The sequence below is a fragment of the Cohnella nanjingensis genome (genome assembly GCF_014212125.1).
GTDB classification, from domain to species: Bacteria; Bacillota; Bacilli; order Paenibacillales; family Paenibacillaceae; genus Cohnella; species Cohnella nanjingensis.
The window spans coordinates 21,417-46,644 of the sequence record NZ_JACJVP010000036.1 but is presented as its reverse complement, the minus strand read 5'-3'; the positions used below and the strand labels follow the sequence as shown (position 1 = coordinate 46,644).

General features: G+C 63.0%; 23 protein-coding genes. 4 read left to right on the top strand and 19 right to left on the bottom strand.

All coding sequences use genetic code 11. From position 1 onward, the window contains the following. Positions 1-117 precede the first annotated feature (117 nt). On the bottom strand, positions 118-1,263 hold the full coding sequence (gene mutY, locus H7C19_RS21610; protein WP_185671165.1) for an A/G-specific adenine glycosylase: 1,146 nt from the start codon (positions 1,261-1,263) through the stop codon (positions 118-120). Next, complete coding sequence (locus tag H7C19_RS21605; protein ID WP_221469391.1) at positions 1,256-2,236, bottom strand: AraC family transcriptional regulator; 981 nt, start codon at positions 2,234-2,236, stop codon at positions 1,256-1,258. The genes mutY and H7C19_RS21605 overlap by 8 nt, the downstream gene beginning before the upstream one ends. A gap of 114 nt (positions 2,237-2,350) precedes the next feature. On the opposite strand from H7C19_RS21605, the gene H7C19_RS21600 reads away from it, so the two are divergent. Continuing rightward, entirely contained in the window at positions 2,351-2,728 is a 378-nt protein-coding gene (locus H7C19_RS21600) for a c-type cytochrome (RefSeq protein ID WP_246469649.1), read from the top strand. 36 nt (positions 2,729-2,764) lie between these two features. Here the strand turns inward: H7C19_RS21600 and acpS are convergent, their stop codons facing one another. From acpS to H7C19_RS21575, 5 genes are all read right to left on the bottom strand, one after another. Continuing rightward, positions 2,765-3,166 carry a holo-ACP synthase gene (acpS, locus tag H7C19_RS21595; RefSeq protein WP_185671141.1) on the bottom strand — a complete coding sequence of 134 codons (402 nt, stop codon included), beginning with the start codon at positions 3,164-3,166 and terminating at the stop codon, positions 2,765-2,767. Between the two features lie 14 nt (positions 3,167-3,180). Then, positions 3,181-3,990: an NAD(+) synthase gene (gene nadE / locus H7C19_RS21590; protein ID WP_185671140.1), complete on the bottom strand. Its 810-nt coding sequence runs from the start codon at positions 3,988-3,990 to the stop codon at positions 3,181-3,183. A 105-nt stretch (positions 3,991-4,095) separates the two neighbouring features. After that, positions 4,096-4,530, bottom strand: a complete 435-nt coding sequence (locus H7C19_RS21585) for a BrxA/BrxB family bacilliredoxin (RefSeq protein WP_185671139.1) — start codon at positions 4,528-4,530, stop codon at positions 4,096-4,098. Between the two features lie 160 nt (positions 4,531-4,690). Next, complete coding sequence (locus tag H7C19_RS21580) at positions 4,691-5,170, bottom strand: DUF3905 domain-containing protein (protein WP_185671163.1); 480 nt, start codon at positions 5,168-5,170, stop codon at positions 4,691-4,693. 198 nt (positions 5,171-5,368) lie between these two features. Beyond that, positions 5,369-7,024, bottom strand: a complete 1,656-nt coding sequence (locus H7C19_RS21575; RefSeq protein ID WP_185671138.1) for a two-component system sensor histidine kinase NtrB — start codon at positions 7,022-7,024, stop codon at positions 5,369-5,371. 160 nt (positions 7,025-7,184) lie between these two features. Here H7C19_RS21575 and H7C19_RS21570 point away from each other — a divergent pair, with 160 nt between their 5' ends. Together H7C19_RS21570 and H7C19_RS21565 are read left to right on the top strand one after the other, a co-directional pair. Next, positions 7,185-8,477, top strand: a complete 1,293-nt coding sequence (locus H7C19_RS21570) for a BaiN/RdsA family NAD(P)/FAD-dependent oxidoreductase (RefSeq protein WP_185671137.1) — start codon at positions 7,185-7,187, stop codon at positions 8,475-8,477. Positions 8,478-8,566: 89 nt separating this feature from the next. Further along, complete coding sequence (locus H7C19_RS21565) at positions 8,567-8,785, top strand: hypothetical protein (protein ID WP_185671136.1); 219 nt, start codon at positions 8,567-8,569, stop codon at positions 8,783-8,785. A 284-nt stretch (positions 8,786-9,069) separates the two neighbouring features. On the opposite strand, the gene H7C19_RS21560 is transcribed toward H7C19_RS21565, so the two are convergent. The 12 genes from H7C19_RS21560 to xylA all read right to left on the bottom strand — a co-directional run bounded on the left by H7C19_RS21560 (position 9,070) and on the right by xylA (position 23,888). Continuing rightward, the gene (locus H7C19_RS21560) at positions 9,070-9,897 is read right to left on the bottom strand and encodes a carbohydrate ABC transporter permease (protein WP_185671135.1); all 828 of its coding nucleotides are present in this window, start codon (positions 9,895-9,897) and stop codon (positions 9,070-9,072) included. Between the two features lie 12 nt (positions 9,898-9,909). Continuing rightward, a complete protein-coding gene (locus tag H7C19_RS21555; protein ID WP_185671134.1) occupies positions 9,910-10,806 on the bottom strand; it encodes a carbohydrate ABC transporter permease in 897 nt (298 codons plus the stop codon). A 189-nt stretch (positions 10,807-10,995) separates the two neighbouring features. After that, complete coding sequence (locus H7C19_RS21550) at positions 10,996-12,327, bottom strand: ABC transporter substrate-binding protein (RefSeq protein WP_185671133.1); 1,332 nt, start codon at positions 12,325-12,327, stop codon at positions 10,996-10,998. 130 nt (positions 12,328-12,457) lie between these two features. Then, complete coding sequence (locus H7C19_RS21545; protein WP_185671132.1) at positions 12,458-14,584, bottom strand: amylo-alpha-1,6-glucosidase; 2,127 nt, start codon at positions 14,582-14,584, stop codon at positions 12,458-12,460. Between the two features lie 121 nt (positions 14,585-14,705). Beyond that, a complete protein-coding gene (locus H7C19_RS21540; protein ID WP_185671131.1) occupies positions 14,706-15,743 on the bottom strand; it encodes a LacI family DNA-binding transcriptional regulator in 1,038 nt (345 codons plus the stop codon). 225 nt (positions 15,744-15,968) lie between these two features. After that, entirely contained in the window at positions 15,969-16,352 is a 384-nt protein-coding gene (locus H7C19_RS21535; protein ID WP_185671130.1) for a hypothetical protein, read from the bottom strand. A gap of 96 nt (positions 16,353-16,448) precedes the next feature. After that, positions 16,449-17,438 (bottom strand): hypothetical protein, encoded by a 990-nt coding sequence (locus H7C19_RS21530; RefSeq protein ID WP_185671129.1) that lies wholly within the window; start codon positions 17,436-17,438, stop codon positions 16,449-16,451. After that, on the bottom strand, positions 17,425-18,735 hold the full coding sequence (locus H7C19_RS21525; RefSeq protein ID WP_185671128.1) for an ABC transporter permease: 1,311 nt from the start codon (positions 18,733-18,735) through the stop codon (positions 17,425-17,427). Before H7C19_RS21525 ends, H7C19_RS21530 begins: the two co-directional genes overlap by 14 nt. A gap of 11 nt (positions 18,736-18,746) precedes the next feature. Beyond that, positions 18,747-19,508: an ABC transporter ATP-binding protein gene (locus H7C19_RS21520; protein ID WP_185671127.1), complete on the bottom strand. Its 762-nt coding sequence runs from the start codon at positions 19,506-19,508 to the stop codon at positions 18,747-18,749. A gap of 282 nt (positions 19,509-19,790) precedes the next feature. After that, positions 19,791-20,699, bottom strand: a complete 909-nt coding sequence (locus tag H7C19_RS21515) for an SDR family oxidoreductase (RefSeq protein ID WP_246469647.1) — start codon at positions 20,697-20,699, stop codon at positions 19,791-19,793. Between the two features lie 114 nt (positions 20,700-20,813). After that, positions 20,814-22,310 (bottom strand): xylulokinase, encoded by a 1,497-nt coding sequence (gene xylB, locus H7C19_RS21510; protein WP_185671125.1) that lies wholly within the window; start codon positions 22,308-22,310, stop codon positions 20,814-20,816. A 258-nt stretch (positions 22,311-22,568) separates the two neighbouring features. After that, a complete protein-coding gene (gene xylA, locus H7C19_RS21505; protein WP_185671124.1) occupies positions 22,569-23,888 on the bottom strand; it encodes a xylose isomerase in 1,320 nt (439 codons plus the stop codon). A gap of 164 nt (positions 23,889-24,052) precedes the next feature. On the opposite strand from xylA, the gene H7C19_RS21500 reads away from it, so the two are divergent. Beyond that, positions 24,053-25,216 carry an ROK family transcriptional regulator gene (locus tag H7C19_RS21500; protein ID WP_185671122.1) on the top strand — a complete coding sequence of 388 codons (1,164 nt, stop codon included), beginning with the start codon at positions 24,053-24,055 and terminating at the stop codon, positions 25,214-25,216. The last annotated feature ends 12 nt before the right edge of the window (positions 25,217-25,228 follow it).

Below are 25,228 nucleotides of genomic sequence, written 5' to 3'. Positions count from 1 at the left end.
GGCTATCCGATGAAGCGATCTTGGTCGCTGGCCCTACCAGCCGATTGACCTGCGTTGCCACGCACAAAGTCGGCGCCGATCCCAAGGGTCAGTATGCTTGTACAGCGATTCCCTGCGCTAAATCCGCCGCTCCGCTCCGGCCGCGGCTTCCAGCGCCCCGGAGAAATGCTGCGCCAGCAGCTTGCGAAACAGGTTCGGCCAAGCGAGCTGCTCGAATTCGGCCGGCCCGATCCACCGGTATCCCTCCGGCAGCGAGCCCGAGCCCGTTCCCGCCGCCTCGCCTCCGTCCGTCAGCTCGGCCGTCCAGACGCGGACATACCAGTGCAGATGCGTAAAGATGTGCTCCGCGTCGGCGATATGCCGCTCGGCGCGTATGGCCAGCCCTTCGGCCGCCATCGCCGCTTCGAACAGCGCGGGCGCCGCCTCCGCGGAGCGCCACTGCTCCGCGTCCGGGATCTCCGCATGCGGCAGCTCCCAGAGCCGGGCGAGCAGCCCCTGCTCCGGCCGCTGCCGCACCAGCACGCGCCCTGAGGCGTCCAGCGTCAGCGCTGCGAGCCGATACTGCGGCTTGGGAGGCTTTGCCTTGGTCTTGATCGGCAGCTCCTCCTCCCGGCCGGCTTGGCGCCCCTGACAATGCTCCATCACGGGACAGACCAGACAGCTCGGCGACTTCGGCGTGCAGATCATCGCGCCGAGCTCCATGAGCGCCTGGTTGAAGTCAGCCGCTTCGCCCTCGGGAATCAGCTTCCGGGCGAGTCCCTCCATCCCGATCCGCGTCGCCGGCCGGGCGATGTCCTCGTCGATGCAGAAATACCGGGACAGCACGCGCATGACGTTGCCGTCCACCGCCGGCTCGGGCCGGTTGAACGCGATGCTCATGATCGCGCCCGACGTATAAGGCCCTACGCCTTTCAGCCCGGAGACAGCCGCTTTGTCGTCGGGCACCCGGCCGCCGTAACGCTCCGTCACCTCGCGGGCCGCCGCCTGGAGATTGCGGGCGCGGGAGTAGTAGCCGAGTCCCTCCCAAGCCTTGAGCACGTCCTCCTCCGGCGCCGCCGCCAGATCCGCGACGGTGGGGAACCGCTCCACGAACCGGTTGAAGTATGGGATGACCGTATCCACCCGCGTCTGTTGGAGCATAATCTCCGAGATCCAGATATGATAGGGATCCCGGCTTCTGCGCCATGGCAGATCCCGCTTCGCGACCTTGTACCAGCCCAGCAGCCCTTCGCTGAAGGCTGCCTTCAGCGTCCGTTCATTCATGCCGATCATCTGTCAGCTCCTCCTGCCGTGCTCTGCGCTCTTCAGATATCGCCGTCCGCTCCGCTCGTCCAGCCGCCTTCTCGTCGGGCGACGCCGGCTTCTCCTGCCGCACGGCCGACTCCTCGGCCGCCGCGGTCTCCGCTTGGCCGGGCACGCCGGTCCCCAGCGATCCGGAGGCCGCGAGCTTGCGGTACCGGCTCGGCGTCAAGCCGGTGTGCGCCTTGAACATTCGCGAGAAATAGTAGATCTTCATGCCGATGCTCGCCGCGACGTCCGAGACGTTCCAATCGGGCTGCGCCAGCAGCGCTCTCGCCGTCTCCATCCTGCGCTGGTTCACGTATTGGATCGGCGAACAGCCCATCATCCCCTTGAAAAAGACGATGAAGTAGTTCGGATGCAAGTAAACCAGGCCCGCGAGCTCCTCTACCGTAATGCTGTCGGCGAGATGCGCGTCGATATATCGCAGCACGGACTCGATCTTCACCATCTCCGGCGAAGGCGCGACGTCGGACAGGACGAACTCGCTATGTTCGAGATACAGGCTGATCAGCTCCAGCAGCGCGGCCTTGATCCGAAGCCGCGACGTCAGCGCGGACTTCACGGCCCAAGAGGCGATCCCGTCCAGCAGCGCGGCCGGCTCGCCCCAGGGCTCGAACCGGACCGCATGGGGAATCCGCAGGATCCTGTACAGCTCCCTGTCCGTGTAGCTGGCCCGGAAGTGGCACCATTTGTAGGTCAGCGTCCCTTTTGCATCCGCTTCCACGGCATGCGGGACGCCCGCCTGCAGAATGCTGCAGACCCCCGGAAGGAGTTCCTCCGTCCGCTCCTCCAGCCGGAGCGTTCCTTGGCCGCCGGTCACGAGCAGAATCCGGTTGCAATCGTAGGCGCGCGACTCTTCGGCCGGCTGGCCCGGTTCGAGGCTCGTTTGGGATGCCGCCGTCAATTCCACTTGCATATGTTCGAGATGGTTCATAAGTATGGTAAAATAATGAATGGTCATTTGCGCTCCTCGTGATGTCGTCGATGCCGTTGATTCAAGCGTGTATGTACTTCACTCATTATACGGAACTAAAGGAGCAGGGTACATTTGCAAAAAGACCCAATTGTCCTTCGCCGGCTTCGAAAGGCCGGATGGACCGGAGCCATCCTGGCGGCCATGGCTTTGTCGGCCTGCGGCGGAGGCGGCGGCTCAGGCAAATCCCAGACCGGGGCTACCCCCGCCCCCTTGGATGGACCGAAGGAGACCGTCGCCCTCTATCGCAACAACTGCATCTCCTGTCACGGAGGCGAACTCCAAGGCAAGATGGGGCCGGAATCCGACCTCCGGGAGGTCGGCGCGCGGATCGATCAGGACCAAATCCGCCGGCAGATCGCGGATGGCGGCAGTCTTATGCCCGGCTTCGGCAAACGCCTGAAGGCCGAAGAGATCGACGCCCTCGCCGCATGGCTCGCCGCCCGCAAATAAAGCCCGTACGTCCCTCGGACGCCCGGGCTTTCCCTCTTAACCTGCGTTCACCGTCTCTACGATCGCCGTCGCGGCCGCCAGCTTGCGTTCGTGCGTGATCGCGACGTGGATCGAATGTCCCGCCTCCGGCAGGCCCAGTCTCTCCCACGCATCCGCGCCGAGGCGACACATTGGCCGCCCGCTCGGATCCGGGAGCAGCTCGATGTCCCGAAAGCCGACGGTCGCGCCGATGCCGCAGCCGAACGCCTTCACCACGGCTTCCTTGGCCGCGAACCGGCCCGCGGCGAACTCGACCGCGCGGCGGGGCTGCATGCCCGCATAATGGACGAGCTCCGCTGCCGTGAGCACCCGCTCCGCGAACTTGCGGCCGGTGTCGCCGGCGAGCAGCCTCGCCATCCGTTCCATCTCTACGACGTCGAGACCGATTCCGATGATCATCCGCCGCGCTCCCGTCAGATGCCGGGAATGGCCTGACGTTTGTGCTGCGTGCGGAGGTAGTGCTTCTCCAGCGTCTCCCGGGCGGCCGGATCGATCTCCTTGCCCTCCAGATAGTCGCTATTGGCTTCATAGGAGACACCCAGCTCGGTCTCGTCCGTCTGGCCGTCCCACAAGCCTGCGGTCGGCGCTTTGTCGATGACCTCGGCGGGCACGCCCAGCGCCCGCGCGAGCTGGCGGACTTGACGCTTGTTCAGCGAGCTGAGCGGCGTGATGTCGACGGCGCCGTCTCCCCACTTGGTGTAGAAGCCGGTCAACGCTTCCGAAGCGTGATCCGTCCCGACGACGAGCAGGTTCAGGTCGAACGCGAGCGCGTACTGGACGACCATGCGCGTGCGCGCCTTGACGTTGCCCTTGCCCCCGCGGCTGATGTGGCGGGAGAATCCGATCGACTTCAAGGCGTGCTCCGTCTCGAGCGCGATCTCGTCGACCGCTTCCTCGATGTTGGTCTCGGCCTTGTGCGTCAGGTTGAACGCCTCGGCCACCGCGTAGCTGTGCGCGATGTCTTCCTGCTGCCCATAAGGCTGGAACACGCCGAGCGTCATATATTCCTTGCCCGTCTCCGCGGACAGCTCGTCGGTCGCGCGCTTGCAGAGTCCCGCGGCCACGGCGCTGTCTACCCCGCCGCTGATGGCGATCAAGAGCCCCGTCGCGCCGGCCTGCTTCACGTAATCCTTCAGGAATGCTACGCGTCTCGCGATCTCGGCTTCGGGATCGATAGTCGGCTTGACGCCCAGCAGGGCGATGATGTCCTGTTGCAAGCTCATCGTCATTCACGCTCCGTTCTTATGTAAGGAGGCGCGCCTAGGCGGACGGCCCCAGATAATAATACACCCGCCGGTTCGTCTGCCAAACCCGCGGGTGGTCGATGATTAACGGCAGAAGCGATCGAACGCGCCCGTCAGGTCCGCTGCGATGTCCGCGGCGCTGCGGTTCTCGATCTGATGCCGCTCGATGAAGTGTACGAGCTCTCCGTCCTTCAGCAGGGCGATCGACGGGGAAGACGGCGGGTATGGGGCGAAGTACTCGCGAGCCTTGGCGGTCGCTTCCTTGTCCTGACCGGCGAATACCGTGTACAGGTGATCCGGCAGCACGTCGTGCTGCAGCGCCTGAGCGACGCCGGGACGGCATTGGCCCGCCGCGCAGCCGCAGACGGAGTTGATGACGACCAGCGTCGTTCCCTTCGCTTCGGGGATCGCCGCTTCGACTTCCTCTGGCGTCCGAAGCTCTTGGATTCCGATCCGGGTCAGATCGTCCCGCATCGGCTGGACCATGTCCAGCATATATCTTTCGAAAGACATTGACATGTTAAACAACCTCGCTTCCATCGTTCCGAGTTGGCGGTGTTGCCGCTTCATTCTATTATAACGCGATGATTCGGCAACCGTCAAAATAGACAAGCCCGTCCGGCGAAGACGGGCTTGTCTGATGGAGAAGCGGCGGAATCGCGAGCGGCAGCCCGTCGCCTTAGGGTTCGTCAAGCACCTCGGGCACGGGAAAATAATCGTAGTATCCTTCGGCGCCTTCGGCGCTCCTCGCGCCCTCTGCGTCCTCGTCCGCCCAGCCGTCCGGGTCGGCCGTCCGGTGGCTCGGGTGCATGAAGCGGTCGGGCGACGGCAGGATGCCGTTCTCGAACAAATCGCGGTTCTCGGGCGTGCGGAAACCGATGTCCCTGTAAGGATGCACCCACTGCTCGCCGGCCATGACGGCCGGATCGGTATCGCGGCTCCATTGCTCGAGCGGGGATCGCGGTGATTCGTACTCGTGATCGCCGATCACCGCGCCATGCGCGTTGACGAACGGATCCCGCGGTCCGGGGTTGTCGCGGAAGTCCTGCCTGAACGCAATCTCGAAGGGATCTAGCGTCGGATCGTCTCGCCCGGGCGCCGGAACGACGCGCTCATAGCCGGCGTTATCGGCCGTCCGCTGCGGACGTTTCTCGGTCACGGCTTCAGGTTGACGGACGATTCGGGCCGTCCAGTTTCTTGTCGTACCCCGGGGATTCTGGCTGACGGTCGGGTCTCGCCTTGGCTCCTGCCTTGCGTTCGGCTGGTGCGCTATGCGGCTTGGGCATGGGAGCATCCTCCTTGTCTGGATGAGTCATGCCTAGTGTGAGCGATCTTCCTTTCCTTTATGCGGCCGAAGCTACCAGCAATCGAATCCCGTCTTGCAGAAGGAGACGAGGAAGGTCGTGCCCTCTCCCACCTTCGACTCGACCTGAATCTTGCCGTGGTGCCGTTCGACGATGCTCAGGCACAGCGCCAGGCCGAGCCCCGTCCCTTGCGCTTTGGTCGTGAAGAACGGCTCGAACAGCCGCTCCAGCTTCTCGGGCGGAATGCCGACGCCTTCGTCCGAGACGCGGAGCAGCACCCGATCGTGCAGATCCTGCGTCGAGATATGCAAGACGCCTTTGTCGTGCATGGCTTCCATGCCGTTGCGCGCCAAGTTCAGGACGAGCTGCTTGATCTCCTTTACATTCAGCTCCAGCAGCCCGGTATCCTCGCTGAGCGCCAAATCGACCGTCTGCCCGCGCATGTTGGCGTCGGCCCAGATGAGCGGCATCATGTCGTTCAGAACGTCGTGAAGGCTGCTCATCTCCTTCTCGACGATGCGGTTCTGCGCGAGCGAGAGGAAGTCGTTGATAATCGCGTTCGCGCGGTCCAGCTCTTCGAGCACGATGCGGAAGTAGGATTGCTGCGCCGGCGGACTGCGTTCGTTCAGCAGCTGAACGAAGCCCCGGATGACCGCCATCGGGTTGCGGATCTCGTGGGTGATGCTGGCCGCCATCTGACCGACCAGGCTAAGCCGCTCCATCTTGTCGACTTCGTCCTTGAGCCGCTGCAGCTCGGTCATGTCGTGGGCGATGAACAGGACGCCCTCCATCTTCTGCATCCACACTTCCCAGATCGGACAAGCGGTCGTATAGAAGGTGCGGCCTTGAATCTTGATGACCTCCGCCACCGGGTCCGCCCCGTTCAGCACGCGATCGACCGATCGGACGACCGCGTCGCCGTCCAGCAGCCGAAGCACGGTCTTGTAGGAATGGCCGACGATCTCCCGGGGATCGAGCTGCGTCAGCTTGAGCGCCAGCTCGTTCACGTGCGACACCCGCCCATGGCGGTCGATGAAGACGACCACGAGCGGCGCGATGTCGATGAACTGCTGGAGACGGCGGACTTCGTTGCGGTACTTGATCGACACCTCCCGAAGCTGCACCTGCAGCTGCACGCGTTCGACGCCCAGATCGACGTAATAGACCGAGAGAACGGTCGCGACGCAGAATACGGCCGCATAGACGCCAACCATCAAGAGCGTATGGTCCGGATGCGCGGTGGCGCCGCTCAGGTAGACTTTTCCGACCGCGACGATGTCGACGACGAGCATGAAGGCGCAGAACCGGTATGCGATTATTATTTTGCGATCGCGGGACGCGCCTTGAAAAGGAATGATAGACTTGAATAGAATGGGAATGAATATAAGGAAGAAGATCAACAGCCCGATCACGCTCTCCGCCGAGGAGGCGCATTGGATCAAACGAACGACGAGAAACAGCGCGCTCAGCACGGCGGCGACGGGGATGCCGCCGTATAGCGAGCCGATGATGTACGGAACGAAGCTAAGCTCGAACATGATTTGGTTGCAATCCATCGCATAGTACATGCAGAGAAGCATCGACAACCCGCAGACCGCGCCGAGGAATAGAGGCATCTGTCGCATTTTGGCTGGGCGGTTGAACCAAATCTGAAACGTTCCGATCGGCAACAGCGCGATCAGAATCTGCAGCAGCAATTTATGCCACACGGGTAGTCCTCCCGCTATTCGTCCGTCCTCGTCAACCGTGTTCCGTCTATTATTTCGATTAAAGCACATCTATCAAGCCTTGACAATAAAAGGAACACGAATGGGAAATATTTGCAGCAACATTCATCTTACACTACCAAGTCAGAAAGCGTGATGAATCATGAATCCAAATGTTATCGTCGTCGGCGGAGGACCGTCCGGCCTCATGGCGGCCATCGCGGCCGCGGAGAGCGGAGCCGACACCCTGCTGCTCGACAAAGGCGACAAGCTCGGGCGAAAGCTCGGCATCTCGGGCGGCGGACGCTGCAACGTCACCAACAACAAAGACGCGGCTGAGCTGATCCGCTTCCTGCCCGGCAACGGCCGGTTCCTGCACAGCGCGCTGTCGCGCTTCGGCAGCCGGGAGATCATCGAGCTGTTCGAATCGTTCGGCATCGCGTTGAAGGAAGAAGATCACGGGCGGATGTTCCCCGTGACGGACAAGGCGAAGACGGTCGTCGACACGCTGGTGAACCGGGTCCGGGATCTGAACGTCCGTATCCGCGTCAACCAGGCGGTCGGACAGGTGCTGTTCGACGGCGGCAGAGCGTCGGGCGTGGAGCTGAAGTCGGGAGAGCGCATCGCGGCCGGCGCGGTCGTCGTCGCGACCGGGGGCAAGTCGGTACCGCACACGGGCTCGACGGGCGACGGCTATGCCTGGGCGGAGCTGGCCGGCCATTCGGTGACGGAGCTGTATCCGACCGAGGTGCCGATCACGTCGGACGAGCCCTGGATCCGGGACCGCGAGCTTCAGGGCCTCTCGCTGCGGGAAGTGCGGCTCACCGTTCTGGACGGTCGGGGCAAAGCCGCGATCGCGCACGAGGGGGACATGATCTTCACCCACTTCGGGCTGTCGGGTCCCGCGGCGCTCCGCTGCAGCCAGTTCGTCGTTCGCACGCTGCGCCAGGGCAAAGGCCCGGCAACGGTGGCGATCGACCTGTTCCCCGGCGAATCCGAGGAGCAGCTCGCCGCGGCCTGGATGGCCGCCGCCAGGGAGGAGCCACGCAAGGCGGTCAAGACGCTCGTCCGGCAGAAGCTGCCGGAGCGGATGGTGCCCCTTGCGCTGCGCAAGGCGGAGCTCGATCCGGAAGCCGTCGTCGCAGGCGTGTCGAAGGGGGCGTGGGCCGCGCTGGCCGCGCTCTGCAAGAGCTTCCCCGTATCGGCGACGGGCACGCTCTCGATCGAGGAAGCGTTCATCACCGGCGGAGGCGTGAACGTGAAGGAGGTCGATCCGCGGACGATGGCATCCAAGCGAATGCCGGGGCTGTTCTTCTGCGGAGAGGTGTTGGACGTGCACGGGTATACCGGCGGTTACAATATTACGGCCGCCTTCGCCACCGGCCACGCGGCCGGCACGGCGGCGGCGGCTTCCGCGTTCGCGTCGTCGGCAGTCGACGGCGCCGAAGGCAATTGATCAGGCCATATGGGCATCGAGATAGCACGAACTTGCAAAAGTACAACTTATTTTACCCATTTTGGCGTTAGGGTGGGAAGGACTTGTAATTGTACAACTTATTTGGGCCAAAAGTACCGAACGAGCGAAAACCGGCCGAAAAAGTGGTACCTTTGCAACTTTTTCTTGTTTGGGCGACGTTAACGGCGAAAAAAGTGGTACATTTACAACTCTTTCAGTCTGTTGGCTACACTGTAACGATTACAGTATCGTTGCTGCGGCGAATAGCGCGCCTTGATATGCAGGCTATGATGAAAATGCCTGCTTAAGGCAGTGCATTTTCACAGTAGAACCGGCTTAGCGTCTTTCCAAGCGCGACACGTTTTTATCGGGGACGGATCAGCAAAGGATAGGCGAAACTTATACTTTCTGAGACGCAAGTAAAAACGGCTCCGCCGTCTTCAGGGATGATGGCGGCACGTTTTTATCGGAGGTCATACAGAAATGAATAGGCGCTCAACTTATAAATTCAGTATGACTTAAAAAAGCGCCCCATATCGGCTGACAACCGGTACGGGGCGCTTTGTCGATAGACCTGCCGTTCGCGCGGGGCTTATTTGCCGCCGGTGAACGTGATGCCTTTGACGAAAAAGCGGTTGAAGAAGATGTAGATTAGCAGCGCCGGCAGCGTCATGATGATCGAGGCCGCCATGATGTAGTTCCAGAAGCTGATGTACTGCCCCTTGAACGTGTTCAGGCCCAGCGACAGCGTGAACATCGCTTTGTCCGACATGAGCATGAGCGGCTTGAGGAATTCGTTCCAGGCGCCCATGAAGATGAAGATCGTCTGCGCGGCGAGCGCCGGCTTGGCGAGCGGAAGGACGACTCTGAAGTACATGCCCATCCGTCCGAGACCGTCCAGCTCCGCCGCTTCCTCCAGCTCCTTCGGGAAGTTGATGAAGAACTGCCGCATCATGAAGATATAGGTCGCCTGCGCCGCCATCGGCACGATGATCGCCTGGTAGCTGTTCAGCCAGCCCAGATACTTGATGATCAAGTAGCTCGGGATAATCGTCAGTTGCCCCGGGATCATGATCATGCCCAGGATGGCGTAGAACATCAGCGTGCTGCCCGGGAACTTAATGCGGGCCAGCGCATAGCCCGCCATCGAGTTGAACAGCAGATTGAACACGGTCGCGGACAGCGCGATGATGGCGCTGTTCAGGAACCACCGCGGGAACAGCGGCTCCTGCTTGAAGATCGTCCGGTAGTTGTCGAAAGTGAAGTGCTTCGGGATGATGTCCATGCCCCCGCCTACGATCTCGGGCAGCGATTTGAACGAAGCGGATAAAGCCCATAGAAAGGGAATGAACGTAACGACCGCGTAAGCGGCCAGCAGAATGTAGACGAGCGGCTTGAACCGCCGTGCTTTCGGTCCCATCCGGGGTCCCTCCTAATTCGCTTTGTCTTCTTTGAATATCAATCGCTGGACGAGCGTAATCAGCATAATGACCACCGCCAGCATGAAGGCGAGCGCCGAAGCGTAGCCCATATCCATGTTCTTGAACGCGTATTGGTAGATGAGCAGCACCATCGTGAGCGTCGCGTTGTTCGGTCCGCCCGACCCGCCCGAGAAGATATACGACTGGTCGAACAGCTGGAAGGTGCCGATGATGCCCATGACGAGGACGTAGAACGTAACCGGCTGCAGCTGGGGCACCGTGATGCGCCAGAACTTCTGCCAAGCGTTCGCCCCGTCGATCTCCGCCGCCTCGTACAGGGAATCGGGAATGTCCTGCAGCGCGGCCAGATAGATCACCATGAACAGCGGCGCCGTCGACCAGATGTTCATGATCATGATGCCGAACAGCGCGACGGTCGGATCGCCCAGCCAGTTGTAGGTCGGCAGGCCGACCGCTTCGAGCAGGTAGTTCAGCAGCCCGTTGCGGTTGTAGATCCACATGAAGATCAGCACCAGCACCGCCGAGGAGGTAACCGTCGGCAGGTAATAAGCGACGCGGAAGAAGTTGCGGAACCGCAGCTTCATGTTCAGGATCGCGGCCAGCACCAACGCCAGGAACGTCTGGCAAGGCACGACGATGAGCGCGTACTTGGCCGTGTTGCGGAGCGCGATCCACAGCCGGGGATCGTCTATCATGCGCTCGAAGTTCGCGGTCCCGGTAAATTTGTAGCTGACGTGGCCGAGCAGATTCACCTTGTGCAGCGACAGGAAGATCGCATAGAGGATCGGCAGCAGCAAGAAGCAGCCGAGAATCAAGATGACGGGGGACATGAACGCGTAACCCGCCATGGCCTCCTTCAACCTTCTTTTGCCTCCCGGATTAGCCATAAGCCTTCTTGTCTCCTTCCATGATTTGAGAAATCTTGAAGCCGCGTTGGGACGTCAAAACGACTAAAGCCGTAACGCCGAAGGCTTTGCGGCTTCACTCGTTTCGCGCCAACCGGCGGCGCCGTTCGGCGGGCGGACCGCGTCTGGCGACGCGGCGCGCCCGGACGGCGCCTGGGGCGCAAAGCGCGGTTATTGTCCCGCTTTGATCTCTTTGTTCGCGGTCTCTTGGCCCTTCTTCATGGCATCCGCCAAGGAAGACTTGTTCGTGTACGCCGCGATGAATTGGTTGTTGAAGTTGGTCATGATCGTAGGCAGCGTAGCGCCCGCTTGCCAAGGCGTCGAGTAAGAGCTGCCTGCGGCCAGCGCGCCGCGCAGCGCGTCCTTGTCATAGCCGAGCTCTGCGGATACGGATTTGCGGGTCGGCAGCGCGAAGCCTTTGCTGGTCCAAGTCTTCATGCCTTCTTTGCCCGTCAGGTAGGACAGCAGCTTCCATGCGGCTTCCTTGTGCTGCGATTGCTTGTTCATGACATAAGCGACCGTGAAGGCCATCGTGCCTTTCTTGCCGTTCACCGTAGGCACTTCTGCGGTAGCGAAGTCCAGATCCTTAAAGTTCGATTGCAAGTACGGGATCGCCCAGTTGCCTTCCAGCACCATAGCCGCCTGCTGCTTGCCGAACATCTCGCCGCCCCATCCGGCGCCGACGTCGGACGGTTGACCTGCCGTGCCTGCTTTGAGGTGCTGATCCACGATCAGTTGAAGTCCTTTAAGCGCTTCCGGCGTATCGAACGCCGCCATGCCTTGGTCGTCCGCGAGCTTGCCGCCGAACGCGTTGATCATGAACATCTGGCGGGCCAGTTCGGGCGCTTGGCCGAGTCCGTACACTTCGACTTTGCTGCCTTTCTTCTTGGTCAGCTTCTCGGAGACGGCTTGCAGTTCGTCCCAAGTCGCCGGAGGCGCGGTAATGCCGGCGTCCGCGAACATCTTCTTGTTGTAGAACAGCGCGAGCGTCGAAGTGTCCTTCGGGAAGCCGTAGATCTTGCCGTCCTTGGCCTTGAAGGCGTCGACCATCGGCTGTTCGAAGTCGCCCAGATCGAAGTCGTCGGTCACGTAGCTGTCGAGCGGCTCCAGGACGTCCTTCTCGATCAGGCCCGGCGCTTCGAAAGCGTCCAGGTAGAACACGTCGGGCGCTTCGTTGCCGATGAGGCGCGTCTTGATGACGTCCATGTATTGATCGGCGATGACTTCGTATTTCACCTTGATGTTCGGGTTCTTGGCTTGGAACTCATCCAGCACCTGCTGCAGCAGCGCTTGCTCTTCCGGCGAGGCGCCCCAGCCGGCCAGCGTGACTTCGACAGGTTCTTGAGAGGCTTCGGGAGAAGCGGAGGCTTGGGTAGATGGGGATGCCGAACCGGACGGAGAAGCGGATTCCCCTTTGCCGTTGTTCGAATTGCCGCCGCAAGCGGAAGCTAACATCATAACCGAAAGCAGGAGTGCAGCCGTGCCTGTTGCTTTGCGTTTCATACTGATCTTCCTCCCTTTTTTAATGTGTGCATCTATATAATCAAACGGATGGGAAATGAGCGATCGCCGGCAGCGGAACCGGAGGTACCGTCCGGGAAGGCTGCCGCGGCGGCCGTCATCCCCGTCTCGTTCAATTCCTGGTTGCGCCTGCCGCCGCGCCGGCAATCTCGACTCGGCAGCCGGTCGTATTCTCCGCGACGTCGACCCGGATCTCGCCGGATTCGCGCTCGCGGCGCAGCGTTACGGATAGTTTGCCTCCGGCGACCGGCAGGTCCGCTACCCGCAGCAGGTTTACGCCGTCCGGCAGATAAGGCTGGAGCCGGATCGAACGATTCAGCGCGTCGGGCCATACCCCGAGCATCGTCTGCACGAGCGTGACGGAGGTGCCCGCCGCCCAAGCTTGCGGCGAGCATGCGACCGGATAGGACACCGGGTAGCCGACGGACTCGTCGTACCCGCAGAACAGCTCCGGCAGGCGGTTGTATTCGAACCGTCCCGCGGCCTTCAGCAGTCCGCCGGCGACCTTGGCCGCCTCTTCGCCCAATCCCGCCCGGCTCATGCCGAGCAGCGCCATCGCGTTGTCGTGGGGCCAGATGCTGCCGTCGTGGTAGCTCATCGGATTGTATCCGGTGGCTTCGCTGGACATGGTGCGAATGCCGTAGCCGCTGAACATGTCGGGCGCCACCAGCCGCTCCGCGACCTTTGCCGCCCGATCCGCCGGCACGATGCCGCTCAGGAGCAGATGGCCGGGGTTGGACGTTACGGAACGGACCTGCGCGTTGTCCCCGTCGAGCGCGATCGCGTAGAACGATTCGTCCTCCATCCAGAAGGCGGAGTCGAACGCGTCCCGCAGCCGCTGGGCTTCCGTCCGCAGCCTGCCCGCCAGCTCCGCGAGTCCGAGCCGTTCGGCGATCGGCGCCAGCCGGATTTTCGCCTGGTACACATACCCTTGCACTTCGACCAGGGCGATCGGCGCCGCCGCGAATCGGCCGTCCGCGTGAATGACGGAATCCGCGGAATCCTTCCAGCCTTGGTTCGCGATGCCTTTGGACGACTCTTGGAAGTATTCCACAAATCCGTCCGAATCGCGATCGCCGTATTGATCGATCCACGTAAGCGCTTTCTGAAGGGCCGGTAGCAAATCGGCGATCGTGTCCGTATCCCCCGTCCAGTGCGCGTATTCCGCTGCGAGCAGCACGAACAGCGGCGTGGAGTCGATGCTGCCATAGTACGGAGCGAAAGGCACCTGACCGGACTTCGCCAATTCCCCGTTGCGCAGCTCATGCATAATTTTGCCGGGCTGCTCGTCTTTCCACGGATTGACTTCCTCTCCCTGGTAGGCGGCCATCATCTTCAGCGTTCCGCGGGCAATCTCCGGGCTTAGCGGCAGCATCTGCAGCGCGGCGATCAAGCTGTCCCGCCCGAAGGGCACCGCGAACCACGGCAATCCCGCGACCGGGAACAGACCGTATCCGAAGTCCGTCAGCAGAACGCGCAGATCCTGAACGCCCCGTTCGTAGAGCCCGTTAAGCACCGGATTGTCGCTGGACACCTTCATGCTGTCTTTCGTCCACTCTTCGTACGATTGCTTCAGGTCGGCCAGCGCCGCTTCCTTCGTCTTCGCCGCTCCCCGCTTCCCGTCGATCGAAGGGAACACGGTGAACGTGATCTGCTTGGACTCGGCCGGCGCCAGACGAATCGCGAACCCGAACTCTCCGCGCTCGGAGACGCTATCCGCTTCGACGCTCCAGTGGATGTCCGTCTGCTTGCTCACGCCGTCGGCGCCTTGATAGGCGGCGTGCCAATGCGTCTTATCCGCGCTGCGGGCCGTGATCTTGCCCAGTTCTTCCGCCGGTTGGAATCCCCGGACGAGGAACATGTCCGCGAAGTCCGCCTCGAACGATACCTTCAGGTCGAACGCGAGCGCGGTCGTCGAGTAGTTCTTCAGGGCGACGGTCTCGTAGAGCACGTCGTCGCTGATGAAGCGCTCGCGAATGAGCTCGACCGACTCCCGCCACAGACGCACATTTCCTTGCTCTTCCATATGCTCGTTCGTCAGCCGGATACGGGCGATGTAGTTCTCGTCCGCCGCCGAGGAGAGCAATACGGGCCGCTTGTCATTCAGGGTCAGCTTCATCTCGCTGAGGAATCGGGTGTCCCTCATGTATAAGCCGCTCTGCGAATCGCCCCCGGGGATGTCGCCGTGGTGGTCGGTCATAAGGAAGACATCGTTGTTCTTAATGACTCTGTAGTCCATATGTTTCTCTCTCCTGGTGTTTTTTATATTTGCAGCCAACTTTATCCGAAACGTTTCGGAAATAGGATAAAAGAAAATCCGAAGCCAAAACGTTTCGGATCAACGCCCGAGAAAACGCGGTTCACTTTGCGAGAGGCCGCGTGCTTTCACGTACGATAAGTTGATTATTCAGCATGATCTTGCGGTTGTCGGTCCGGTTCTCCAGCATGTCGATCAGCAGCTGCGCGCCTTGATAGCCCAGCTCGTACTTGTCCTGGCGGATCGTCGTCAGCTTCGGCGAGCAGTACGCGGCGATGCTGATATCGTCGAAGCCGATAACGGACATGTCCTCGGGCACCTTGCGCCCCATCCGCTCCAGCGTCCGCAGCGCCCCGAGCGCCATCAGGTCGCTGGCGCAGAATACGGCGGTCACTTCGGGATGGCGGATCAGAATCTGGTACATCGCCTCGGCGCCCCCGTCTTCGGTGAACGACCCGTCGTAGACGCAATCCGGTCGAGGGGCGAGTGCCGCTTCCTCAAGCGCATCCTGGAATCCCGCCAGGCGCTCCTTGCTCACGAAGGCTTGATCGTGTCCGTTGATCATCGCGATCTGGCGGTGTCCGCCGTCGAGCAAGTGGCGAACGGCCATCCCCGCCCCGATCCGGCTGTCCGACGTAATGTAGGCGACGTTGTCTCCGGTTTTCGGAATGTCAATGAGCACGCATGGGAACGAGTTCTGGTCGATGACTTCCTGAAGGTACGGGTCGTTGAGCCGAAGTCCGGAGAGGATAGCCCCTTCTACGTTCCGCTCCTTGCACAGCGCCGTGTACGACTTCTCCATCTGTTTGGACGGATTCGTGCTGAACAGCAGCAGATCGTAGTTCAGGTCCCCGGCTCTGTCGTTGATGCCGCACAACACTTCATAGGCGAACGCGTCCTTCGCGCCCGCGCGGTTGATATCGGAGATGATGAGGCCGATCGTCCGCGTCTTCTTGGAAACGAGGCTTCTCGCTACGGCGTTGGGACTGTAAGACAACTCTTCCGCGATTCGTTTGATCTTCTTGCGCGTATCCTCGTTGACGTCGTCGTAGCCGTTGAGTGCCCTGGATACCGTAGTGACGGAAACACCTGCTTGTTTTGCGATGTCTTTTATGGTAGCCATGTGCAAACACCTTTCCAAAACGTTTCGGGTTCATTATAGATCAATCGCCCGGAAAGATGCAAGCGCTTTTTTTGAAGGCTTGTTCGGATAAGGCGGGAAAAGGGGCTGATCGCGCGAGCCGGCAGGCGGCTTGGGCAACCGGAAGGTGCCGCGAAGCGCCGGACGCCAAGGAACCGTCAGCCGCGGCCGACGGCCCGGAACGGCCTGTCTTGCTCTTCGTTTGGGGTTGGCTGGGGCGAGACGTTATCTGGCTTCGAAGTGATCGTACGACCCGTCGTCCGGTTCGAATCTTCGCCCGCTCCCGTCCGTATCCCTTTCTTGCACGGCATGGATGGGGGCATCGTATCCGTCCTCGTTCACGAGGTGGGCCGGGATCGGAATGCAGTCCAACCCGTAGGCTTCGGACGTGATCGCCGATTCCTCGGCCGGCGCCTGCTCGATCAGCTCGCCCCCGAAGCTCTGCACGATCTCCAGCGCCGACGTCAGGTCCTCGTTCACGATATGAATGTGGAGCCTTCCTCCTTCGTGCAGATGCGGCTCGTAGCCCAGCTCTTCGAGCGTATCGTAGGCGAGGCGGGCGTTGTTCTCCTGCGGAAACCGAAACATCAAAGCCGCGTGATGATTCATGTCGCGCATCTCTCCCTGTCTTGGTCTTAAGCTTCCGCCTTTAACATTTCCGGCAGCCGCGTACAACATGTATGACAGGCGTAAGGCGGCTGCCGTTCAGCCGGAGATCCCGCACTCGGTCGTGCCGGACGGCGCGACGCGCACGCCGTCCAGCACTTCGCGTCCGGCTGATGTCAGCTGGTAGCGCAGCGCTTCGCACATGGCGATGTCGTCATGCAGCCGCGGCAGCCGCGGCGGGAGGGCGCGCGCCGCCCCGCTCGCCGTCATGACGCGAACCAGCGGCGGATCCGACTCGGCCAGCCGCTCGAGGCAGCGCCAATACTGCAGATCGCCCAAGCCGAACAGCGGTACGCGAGGGGCGACCCGACCGAACAGCGCGAGAGCGGTCAGCCCCGCGCCCGGGCGCTTCGATTCCTGTCCGGCCTGTTCTTCGGCGGCCTCGTCCAACGCGAGCAGCGTCTCCCGCTCGACGATGCCGAGCCCATCCTCCCCCGGGAAACGCAACAGATGGAATCGGAGCGCATTCGCGAGCGCAGACAACCCCTGCGCTTCGCCATCCCGCTCCAACCAATCTCGCACGGCGGCAGGTTCGCCCGAGACATAGGCTCCCCATGCCCGCGCGGCGGCTCCGATCGCGGCCGGGGTGACCGCCTCCCTCCGCGACCAAGCGGCTCGCATCGCAAGCGCGTCAAGCGATCCGGCCGGCAGACGCACGAGCAGCAGCGTCTGTCCCGGCTTCGTCGCTTCCTCCTGGACGAGCCCCCAGCAGACGGCCATGAAGATCGTCTGGTCGAACAGATCGGGGTCCGCCCAGACCGCTAGCGGCGCATGCAGCGCCATCGCCGTCGCCCACACGCCGCCGCGTACGAAGGACTCCCTCACGAAGTCGCCCCGGGGAATGCCGTACCGCGTCTCCAGCCATGCCATCCGACGTTCGGTCCGCCACAGCGCGCGCCAGTCCGCAGCCAGCGGCCCCGCCGTATAGATCTCCCGCCAGACGAATCGCATGCCGGGGATGCCGGTCTCCCTAAGCGCCGCCTCCGCCGCGTCTCCATTCAACAGATGAACCGGGTTATCCGGCTTCATGGGCCTCCGCCTCCTTGGTTCTTCGCGCCGCCTCGAGCTGCGCCTTCACCCGCGCGCGCATGCCGTACCAATCGGTCGCCCGCGCGTTCGCGAACCAGGCGATCGCCCAGCCTGCGGCAGGAGCGGCGATCGCGGCCAACCACCCATACCCGCCATGCTGGATGCCGAAACGCAGTCCGACGAGCAGCCCCCAGAACGCGGCGATCGGCAGGCCGATGCCCATCCGCCCGGACTCTTCTCCTTTGTGCAGCGTCTCATCTCGCCAGTCGAAGAGGGCGATATAACGCTCAGTCACCCATTGATTCCATTGCCCGTGCAGCCACAGGATCGTTAGCGCGACCATCCCGACCCAGGCGATAACCGCGAGCCATGCCGGCGAGAGCCACACGGCGGCCGAGCCGGCTCCGGTCAGAACGAGCAAGCTGCGCACCATGCTGGGATCGCGAAGCGTGGCGCGCAGCCAGAGCTCCGCCACGCGCTGCCTCGCTTCTCTGCGCCGGAACAGCCTGCCCGACTTCGGGAACAGCAGCGGCCGCTTCGTCGAGGGGGGATTCACGACTTCGCCCGCCTCCATGAGGATCCATCGGACGCAGGCCGCATAGGCGTCCCGCTCGACGTCCACTTCGTGGGCGAACGCGCCGGACGCGGACAATCTCCGCCAGGCGAGCCAGATCGCCAGAGGGACCAGCACCGCATCGGCATACAGCAGCGGTCGCCCCGCCTGGAACAGCAAGCCCGTCCCGAATCCCCATCCTGCCAGCACCGCGATGCGCGCCGTCGCATTGGCTACCGTTCGCCGCCAGCCCGTCCATCGGCGCTCCACCCGGTCTCTCGCCAGCGTCCATACGAACCCCAAAAGCGCGGACGAGACGGCCAGGATCAGGCATTGTCCGTCGGTCCAGCCGAGACGCGACGTAGCGAGCGGAAGCATGACCGCGGTTACCGTCAAGGCCGTGAGAAGGCGGGCCGCCAGCGTGTAGAAGAACCCCACCGCGATCATCCGGGCGGTCCACGACCGATTGTTCCGCAGGAACAGGCCGTCGCCGGGCTCGGCGAACGTCCGCAGCCGACCGCGCAGCAAAGTTACCGCGAGTACGAGGATGGGCGTCGTCGCCGGGATCATGTCGACCCAGGGGGGCGGCTGTCTCATCGACTCCGTATAGATGCCGCCTCCGATCCATAGGGCAGGCAGCACGATGTACAGCAGCACCGTCCAATCCAGCACGAGCCGCCAACCCTTCCACACCTTGCGCCAGAAGGAGACGATACGCTCGAGCGTCAGGAGCATCGGATTCATCCGACCGCCGCTCAAGACCCGGTTCCCTCGGTCGTCAGCGCACGGAAGCAATCGAAGAGCGGCGTCCCGTCCGGGCTGCCGGCAGCGGCGCGAATGTCCGGAAGCGTTCCCTTGGCCGCGACGCCGCCCGCATGGACGAGCACGAACCGGTCGCACAACCGTTCCGCGGAGTCGAGCACGTGCGTCGTCAACAGCACCGCGGCGCCTCGCCGCCGTTCCTCGTCGAGCGCTTCGAGCAGCTCCATCACGGCAGCCGGATCCAAGCCGATGAAGGGCTCGTCCACGAGGAAGAGCTCCGGCTCGAGCAGGAAGGCGACGACCAGCATGACCTTCTGCTGCATCCCCTTCGAGAACCGAATAGGATAGTCGTGCCGGGCGCGGTCCAGTCGGAACCGCCTGAGCAGCGGAGCCGATCGCTCCCGAAGCTGCGCCTCGGAGATGCCGGATACCGCCGCGGCGAGCTGCAGATGCTCCCATAGCGTGAAGCGCTCGTAGAGAATCGGCTGCTCCGGGATATAGGCGATCCGGCTCGACATCTCGCGTTGGCGCACGCCCGCCTCCCCCCGTCCCGGCCAAGCGACGGTCCCGCGCCAATGCGGCAGCTGTCCGAGCAGTCCCTTCATGATCGTGCTCTTGCCCGCTCCGTTCGGACCGAGCAATCCGACTCGCTCGCCCGGACGGATGTCAAAAGCGACATCGCGCAAGATCGGCTTCCCGGACTCGTAGCCCGCTTCCCGAATCTCGACCTCCATCAGCGGCCTCTGTTCGTTCATGTCGTTCGCACTCCTTCCTTCCGTGCATGCGCTGTCGTTATGATCTATGTACGGCAAACCCCGGCCGTCGGTTGCTGCGCGTTCCGACTAAGAGGCCGTCCATTAGCACCCTGTAACGATAAAAAGGATCGCTGCAGCGGCGGGACGGACGCTCTGGCACGCTGTAACGATAAAAAGTATCGCTACAGCGGTGGGACGGACGCTCTAGCACGCTGTAACGATAAAAAGTATCGTTACAGCGGCGGGACGGACGCACTGGCGAGCCGCGGCCTCCCCAGCCGATCAATCCCGCCCGCGCGGGGCGACGGTCTTCAGGACGGCCGCCTCGATCCAGCGCCACGGGAGGAAACGCTTGGCCGCCAGCGTCCGATATTCGGCGCGGCTCGGCAGGTAGCGCAGCTTCGGGCGGGCTGCCGTCAGCGCCCGGACGATCGTCCGCGCGACGAGGTCCGGGTCCCCCCCGTTCGCGCCCGAACGCTCGATCTGCGGCAGAAGCCTGGCGTAATAGGCGGCATACGGGGAGGCTTCGTCCGGGGGCGCTCCCCCGGACAGACCCTTCCGCCAGATGGCGGTCTTGTAAGGCCCAGGCAGGATCAGGCTCACCGCGATGCCGAACGGCGCGAGCTCGAGCCGCATCGTCTCGCCCAGCCCCTCGAGCGCGTGCTTGGAGGCGGCATACGGCCCCATCGACGGGAAGCCGATCTTCCCGCTCACGCTGCTAACCAGCACGATGCGTCCGCCGCCCTGCCGGCGCATCGCGGGCAGCACGGCTTGCGTCGCCGCGATGACGCCGAACAGATTCGTCTCGAACTGCTCGCGCCACTTGGCGAGCGGCACTTCCTCCACGAAGCCGCCGGCTGCGAAGCCCGCGTTGTTGACGAGCGCGTCGATCGCCCCCGCCTCCCGCACGATCGTCTCCGCGGCCGCGCGCGCTTGGCTCTCGCTCGTCACGTCGAGCGCGATCGGCCGCACCCTGGCGCTAACGCCCGCTTGCTCCGCGGCCGCGTGTAGCGCGTCGCCGCGCCCAAGATCGCGCAAGCCCGCGTAGACGAGCCAGCCCTGCTCGGCCAGTCGCACGGAGACGAGCAGTCCGAATCCGCTCGACGCCCCCGTGACCAGCGCCGACTTTTGCCGACCGCCGCCGTTCCGTTTTCCCATCGCTCCCGCCGCCCTTCGTCTCTTCGCTCTCATGAGAAAGAGCCTCCTTCCGGTTACCGGCCGGAGTAGCAGGAGGCTCGCGTTCGAAAAGGGAGGCAACCGGTCACGAATGACAAGTTCCCTCCCGATTATCTTACCAAACAAAACCTAACTTCGAAAAGCACTTAACGCTTGATTCATCTCGCGGGTCTGCGCATAGACCTGCTGGTAGATGCGGAACAGCGCTTCGTACCTTTCGGCGCGTCCGGCGTCCGGCCGGTACGTCTTCGCCCGCTTGACGAACGCTTCGGCGCAAGCGTCCAAGCTCGGGAACCACCCGCAGCCGGTCGCGGCCAGCATCGCGGCGCCCAGCCCGGGACCCTGCTCGTTCTCCATCGAGACGACATCCGCTTGGAAGATGTCCGCCTGCATCTGCAGCCAGGTCGGGTTCTTGGCGCCGCCGCCGATCGAGACGATCGTGGAGACGGTCTTCCCCGCCTTGCGGAACAGATCGACCGATTCGTTCAGCGAGAAGGTGATCCCCTCCATGACCGCCCGCGCGAAGTGCGTGCGCGTATGCGATCCGTCCACGCCGATGAAGCTCGCGCGGATCGCGGCGTTCGCATGCGGCGTCCGTTCGCCGACGAGATACGGGGTGAACAGCAGCCCGCCCGAGCCCGGCGCGATCTCGTCCACGCCGGCCAGCAGCGTATCGTAAGACTCGCCCTTGGCGAAGGCGTTGCGGAACCAGCTCATACTGTAACCGGCAGCCAGCGTCACGCCCATCGCGTAGAAGGCGTCTTCCTTGCCGTGGTTGAAGAAATGCACCTTGCCCGCATAGTCGGCGGATGCGTCCGGCTCATGGGTAAGCACGACGCCGGACGTGCCGATGCTGCACAGCGTCAGCCCCGGCTTCAGGATGCCCGCGCCGATCGCGCCGCAGGCATTGTCCGCGCCGCCCGCGAAGACGCGGGTATCCGCGGAGAGCCCCGTCGCTTCGGCCGCTTCGGCCGTCAGCGTGCCGGTCTGCGCGCCGGCTTCGACGAGCGGCGGGCACAGATCGGCCGGGAGCTCGAACGCGCGAAGCACCTCATCGCTCCAGCGCTTGCCCGCTACGTCCAGCAGGAGCGTACCCGCGGCGTCCGACAGATCCATGCGGATCTGGCCGTTCAAGCGGAAACGCAAGTAATCCTTGGGCAGAACGAAACAGCGGGCCTTCGCATAGGATTCCGGCTCTTGCTGGCGCACCCAAAGCAACTTCGGCAGCGTGAAGCCTTCGAGCGCCGGATTGCGAGTCACCTTCAGCAGCCGGTCGCCGAGCGTTCGCTCGATCTCTCGGCACTGCTCGGTCGTGCGCGTGTCGTTCCAGAGAATCGCGCGCCGGACGGGGCGGTTGTCCGCGTCCAGCAGCACGAGTCCGTGCATCTGGCCGGAGAAGCTGAGGCCCTCGATGTCGGCCGGATCCGCGCCCGATTCTCTCACCAGCGCCTGGAGCGCATCGATCGTCCCCTTCACCCAATCTTCCGGGTCCTGCTCGCTCCAACCCGATTTGTCGTGGTACAGCGGATATTCCCGGCTCGCTTCCGCCGCGACGGTGCCGTCCCGCGCGACCAGCAGCGTCTTGACCGCGCTCGTGCCCAGGTCGACGCCAATGACGTATTTCATGCAATAGGCCTCCCGATCTTGGATTGGCAGGGCGGCGGCGCCTCGCGCGCGATGAACGCCTCTGCCCGCATGGCATAGGGCCGCCTGCCCCTGGGGATACAGTAGATAGGATCGCAGACGGCGATTGGACGCGCCGCCCCGATCAGACGAACAGCGCGGACTCCGCCGCGCTGTTCGTCTATGCCGATCGGCTCAAGCTTCGCGCCCGCATACGGGCTCTTGCCCGCCGCGCGCGGATCCCGCTTCAACCCGTTATCCTTATACGCTGTAAATGACTTCGTTCAACGTCTGACGGATCTGCTCCAGACGGCCGGAACGGTTCTTGATCGGCTGCTGCTGCCCGAGCACGTAGGCTTCGAGCGACTTCAGCGAGTGCTTGCCGGCGACGATCTCGGCGCCGAGACCTTCGCGGTAGCTGGCGTAGCGGTCATCGACGATGCCGTCCAGCACCTTGTCTTCGATCAGCTTCGCCGCCGCCTTCAGCCCGTGCGCGAACGAATCCATGCCCGCGATGTGCGCGTAGAACAGATCCTCGTCCTCGAACGATGTCCGGCGAACCTTGGCGTCGAAGTTCACGCCGCCCTTGCCGATGCCGCCGTCGTTCTTCAGAATCTCGAACATGGCGAGCGTCGTGGAGTACAGGTCGGTCGGGAATTCGTCGGTATCCCAGCCGAGCAGGTAATCGCCCTGGTTCGCGTCGATCGAGCCGAGGACGCCGTTCAGGCGGGCGACGCGCAGCTCGTGTTCGAACGTATGGCCGGCGAGCGTCGCGTGGTTGGCTTCGATGTTCAGCTTGAATTGATCCTTCAGGCCGTACTTCTGCAGGAACGACAGCGTCGTCGCGGCGTCGAAGTCGTATTGGTGCTTGGTCGGCTCCTTCGGCTTGGGTTCGATGAGGAATTGCGCGCCGAAGCCGATCTCCTTGGCGTAATCGACCGCCATATGCAGCATGCGGGCCAGGTTGTCGAGCTCGAGGCCCATGTCCGTGTTCAGCAGCGACTCGTAGCCTTCGCGGCCGCCCCAGAAGACGTAGTTCTCGGCGCCGAGCTCCTTGCCGACCTCGAGCATCTTCTTGATCGTCGCGGCCGAATAAGCGAACACTTCGGCGTTGTTGGACGTGCTGGCGCCATGGACGTAGCGCGGGTTGGTGAACAGGTTCGCCGTGTTCCACAGCAGCTTCTTGCCGGTCGACTGCTGGAATTCCTTCAGCTTGGCGACGATGGCGTCGATGTTCTTGTTCGTCTCGGCGAGCGACGCGCCCTCCGGCGCGATGTCGGCGTCATGGAAGGCGTAGAACGGCACGTTCAGCTTCTCGAGCAGCTCGAAGTTCGCTTCGACGCGGACCTTCGCTTTGTCCAGCGGGGACAGCCGATCCCAGCTGCGGACCGCGGTGCCGGCGCCGAACGGATCGGTGCCGTTCGCGTTGAACGTATGCCAGTAGGCGACGGCGAAGCGCAGGTGCTGCTCCATCGTCTTGCCCAGCACGACTTCCTGAGGATTGTAATGTTTAAAAGCGAACGGATTGGCGGATTGGCGGCCTTCGTACTGAATCTTCGGCACGTTAGGGAACAAGCTCATGACAGGCGGTTGCCTCCTTGAGAGTAGGATGAATTCGGTTACATTCGTTTCTGGTATCAGCATAACACCCCAAAGTTAGTTTGTCTATCCAATAAACTAAGTTTTATGCTATGATGAATGCATTCGATTTATGGACGTATTCACGCGAGGAGCCAGGGCCCCACATGAAGACCACCACCGGCGATCAAGCCTTAATCAAACGAATGAACACGGCGATCGTGCTGGAAGCGATCCTGCGCGAAGCTCCGCTCTCCCGGGCCAATATCTCCGAGCTGACCGGGCTGAATAAAGCCACCGTCTCCAGCCTCGTGCAAGATCTGATCGACAACCAGCTGGTCCGCGAGACCGGCATCGGCGCTTCGAGCGGCGGCCGCAAGCCCGTCATGCTCGAATTCGTCGCGACCGCGGGCTACGCCGTCGGCATCGATCTGGGCGTCAACTATCTGCGCGGCGTGCTCACCGATCTGCTGGGGACGGTCGTGGCCGAGCGCACGCTTCCGCTGATCGGCGTTCAGCCCGAAGAAGTGTTCGGGATTTTGCGCCCCTTCATCCAGGGCCTGATCGACGCAGCGCCGGGCAGCGCCTTCGGGATCGTCGGCATCGGCGTCGGCGTCCCGGGACTCGTGGATCGCCAGGGTACCGTCCTGTACGCGCCGAACATGGACTGGCGGGACGTGCCGCTGCGGGATGCGCTGAACCGGACGTTCGGCATTCCCGTCATGATCGACAACGAAGCGAACGTCGGCGCCATCGGCGAGATGAAGTACGGGATCGGGCGCGGCGTCTCGAATCTGGTCTACGTGAGCGTCGGGATCGGGATCGGTACCGGACTTATCCTGCACAAGGAATTGTACAAAGGCGCATCCGGCTTCTCGGGGGAGATGGGCCACCTCTCGATCGAGGCGAACGGCAAGCCTTGCCGCTGCGGCAACCAAGGCTGCTGGGAACTGTACGCCTCGGAGCAGGCGCTGCTGGAGCGCGCGGCCGAAGCCGGCTATACGGGCGGCCTGGACGAGCTGCTCGCAGCGGCCGAAGCCGGCGACGAGGCGGTGCGGGGCATGTTCGCCGAGATCGGGCGCGCGCTCGGGGTCGGCATCTCGAACATCGTCAACGTGTTCAACCCGAATGCCGTCCTCATCGGCAACCGGATGAGCCGCGCGCGCGTCTGGCTGGAAGACGCCGTCCGCGAGACGGTGGAACGGCGGGCGCTGAACTTCCATCTAAGAAACGTCCATCTGCTCTACGCGGAGCTGGGAGAACGGTCCGCCGTCATGGGCGCGGCCGAGACGGCGATCGCCGCGTTTTTCGTTCGCCTGCGCTCGGCTTGATTCCCGTATAGC

Bases quoted from the DNA above. Each gene is read 5' to 3' on its own strand.
- H7C19_RS21605 (WP_221469391.1), bottom strand. From the start codon at position 2,236: ATGAACCATCTCGAACATATGCAAGTGGAATTGACGGCGGCATCCCAA.
- H7C19_RS21560 (WP_185671135.1), bottom strand. From the start codon at position 9,897: ATGGGACCGAAAGCACGGCGGTTCAAGCCGCTCGTCTACATTCTGCTG.
- H7C19_RS21530 (WP_185671129.1), bottom strand. From the start codon at position 17,438: ATGAAGCCGGATAACCCGGTTCATCTGTTGAATGGAGACGCGGCGGAG.
- H7C19_RS21515 (WP_246469647.1), bottom strand. From the start codon at position 20,699: ATGAGAGCGAAGAGACGAAGGGCGGCGGGAGCGATGGGAAAACGGAAC.
- xylB (WP_185671125.1), bottom strand. From the start codon at position 22,310: ATGAAATACGTCATTGGCGTCGACCTGGGCACGAGCGCGGTCAAGACG.
- H7C19_RS21520 (WP_185671127.1), bottom strand. From the start codon at position 19,508: ATGAACGAACAGAGGCCGCTGATGGAGGTCGAGATTCGGGAAGCGGGC.
- mutY (WP_185671165.1), bottom strand. From the start codon at position 1,263: ATGAATGAACGGACGCTGAAGGCAGCCTTCAGCGAAGGGCTGCTGGGC.
- H7C19_RS21585 (WP_185671139.1), bottom strand. From the start codon at position 4,530: ATGTCAATGTCTTTCGAAAGATATATGCTGGACATGGTCCAGCCGATG.
- H7C19_RS21500 (WP_185671122.1), top strand. From the start codon at position 24,053: ATGAAGACCACCACCGGCGATCAAGCCTTAATCAAACGAATGAACACG.
- H7C19_RS21570 (WP_185671137.1), top strand. From the start codon at position 7,185: ATGAATCCAAATGTTATCGTCGTCGGCGGAGGACCGTCCGGCCTCATG.
- H7C19_RS21525 (WP_185671128.1), bottom strand. From the start codon at position 18,735: ATGAATCCGATGCTCCTGACGCTCGAGCGTATCGTCTCCTTCTGGCGC.
- H7C19_RS21555 (WP_185671134.1), bottom strand. From the start codon at position 10,806: ATGGCTAATCCGGGAGGCAAAAGAAGGTTGAAGGAGGCCATGGCGGGT.
- H7C19_RS21545 (WP_185671132.1), bottom strand. From the start codon at position 14,584: ATGGACTACAGAGTCATTAAGAACAACGATGTCTTCCTTATGACCGAC.
- H7C19_RS21535 (WP_185671130.1), bottom strand. From the start codon at position 16,352: ATGAATCATCACGCGGCTTTGATGTTTCGGTTTCCGCAGGAGAACAAC.
- H7C19_RS21550 (WP_185671133.1), bottom strand. From the start codon at position 12,327: ATGAAACGCAAAGCAACAGGCACGGCTGCACTCCTGCTTTCGGTTATG.
- acpS (WP_185671141.1), bottom strand. From the start codon at position 3,166: ATGATCATCGGAATCGGTCTCGACGTCGTAGAGATGGAACGGATGGCG.
- xylA (WP_185671124.1), bottom strand. From the start codon at position 23,888: ATGAGCTTGTTCCCTAACGTGCCGAAGATTCAGTACGAAGGCCGCCAA.
- nadE (WP_185671140.1), bottom strand. From the start codon at position 3,990: ATGAGCTTGCAACAGGACATCATCGCCCTGCTGGGCGTCAAGCCGACT.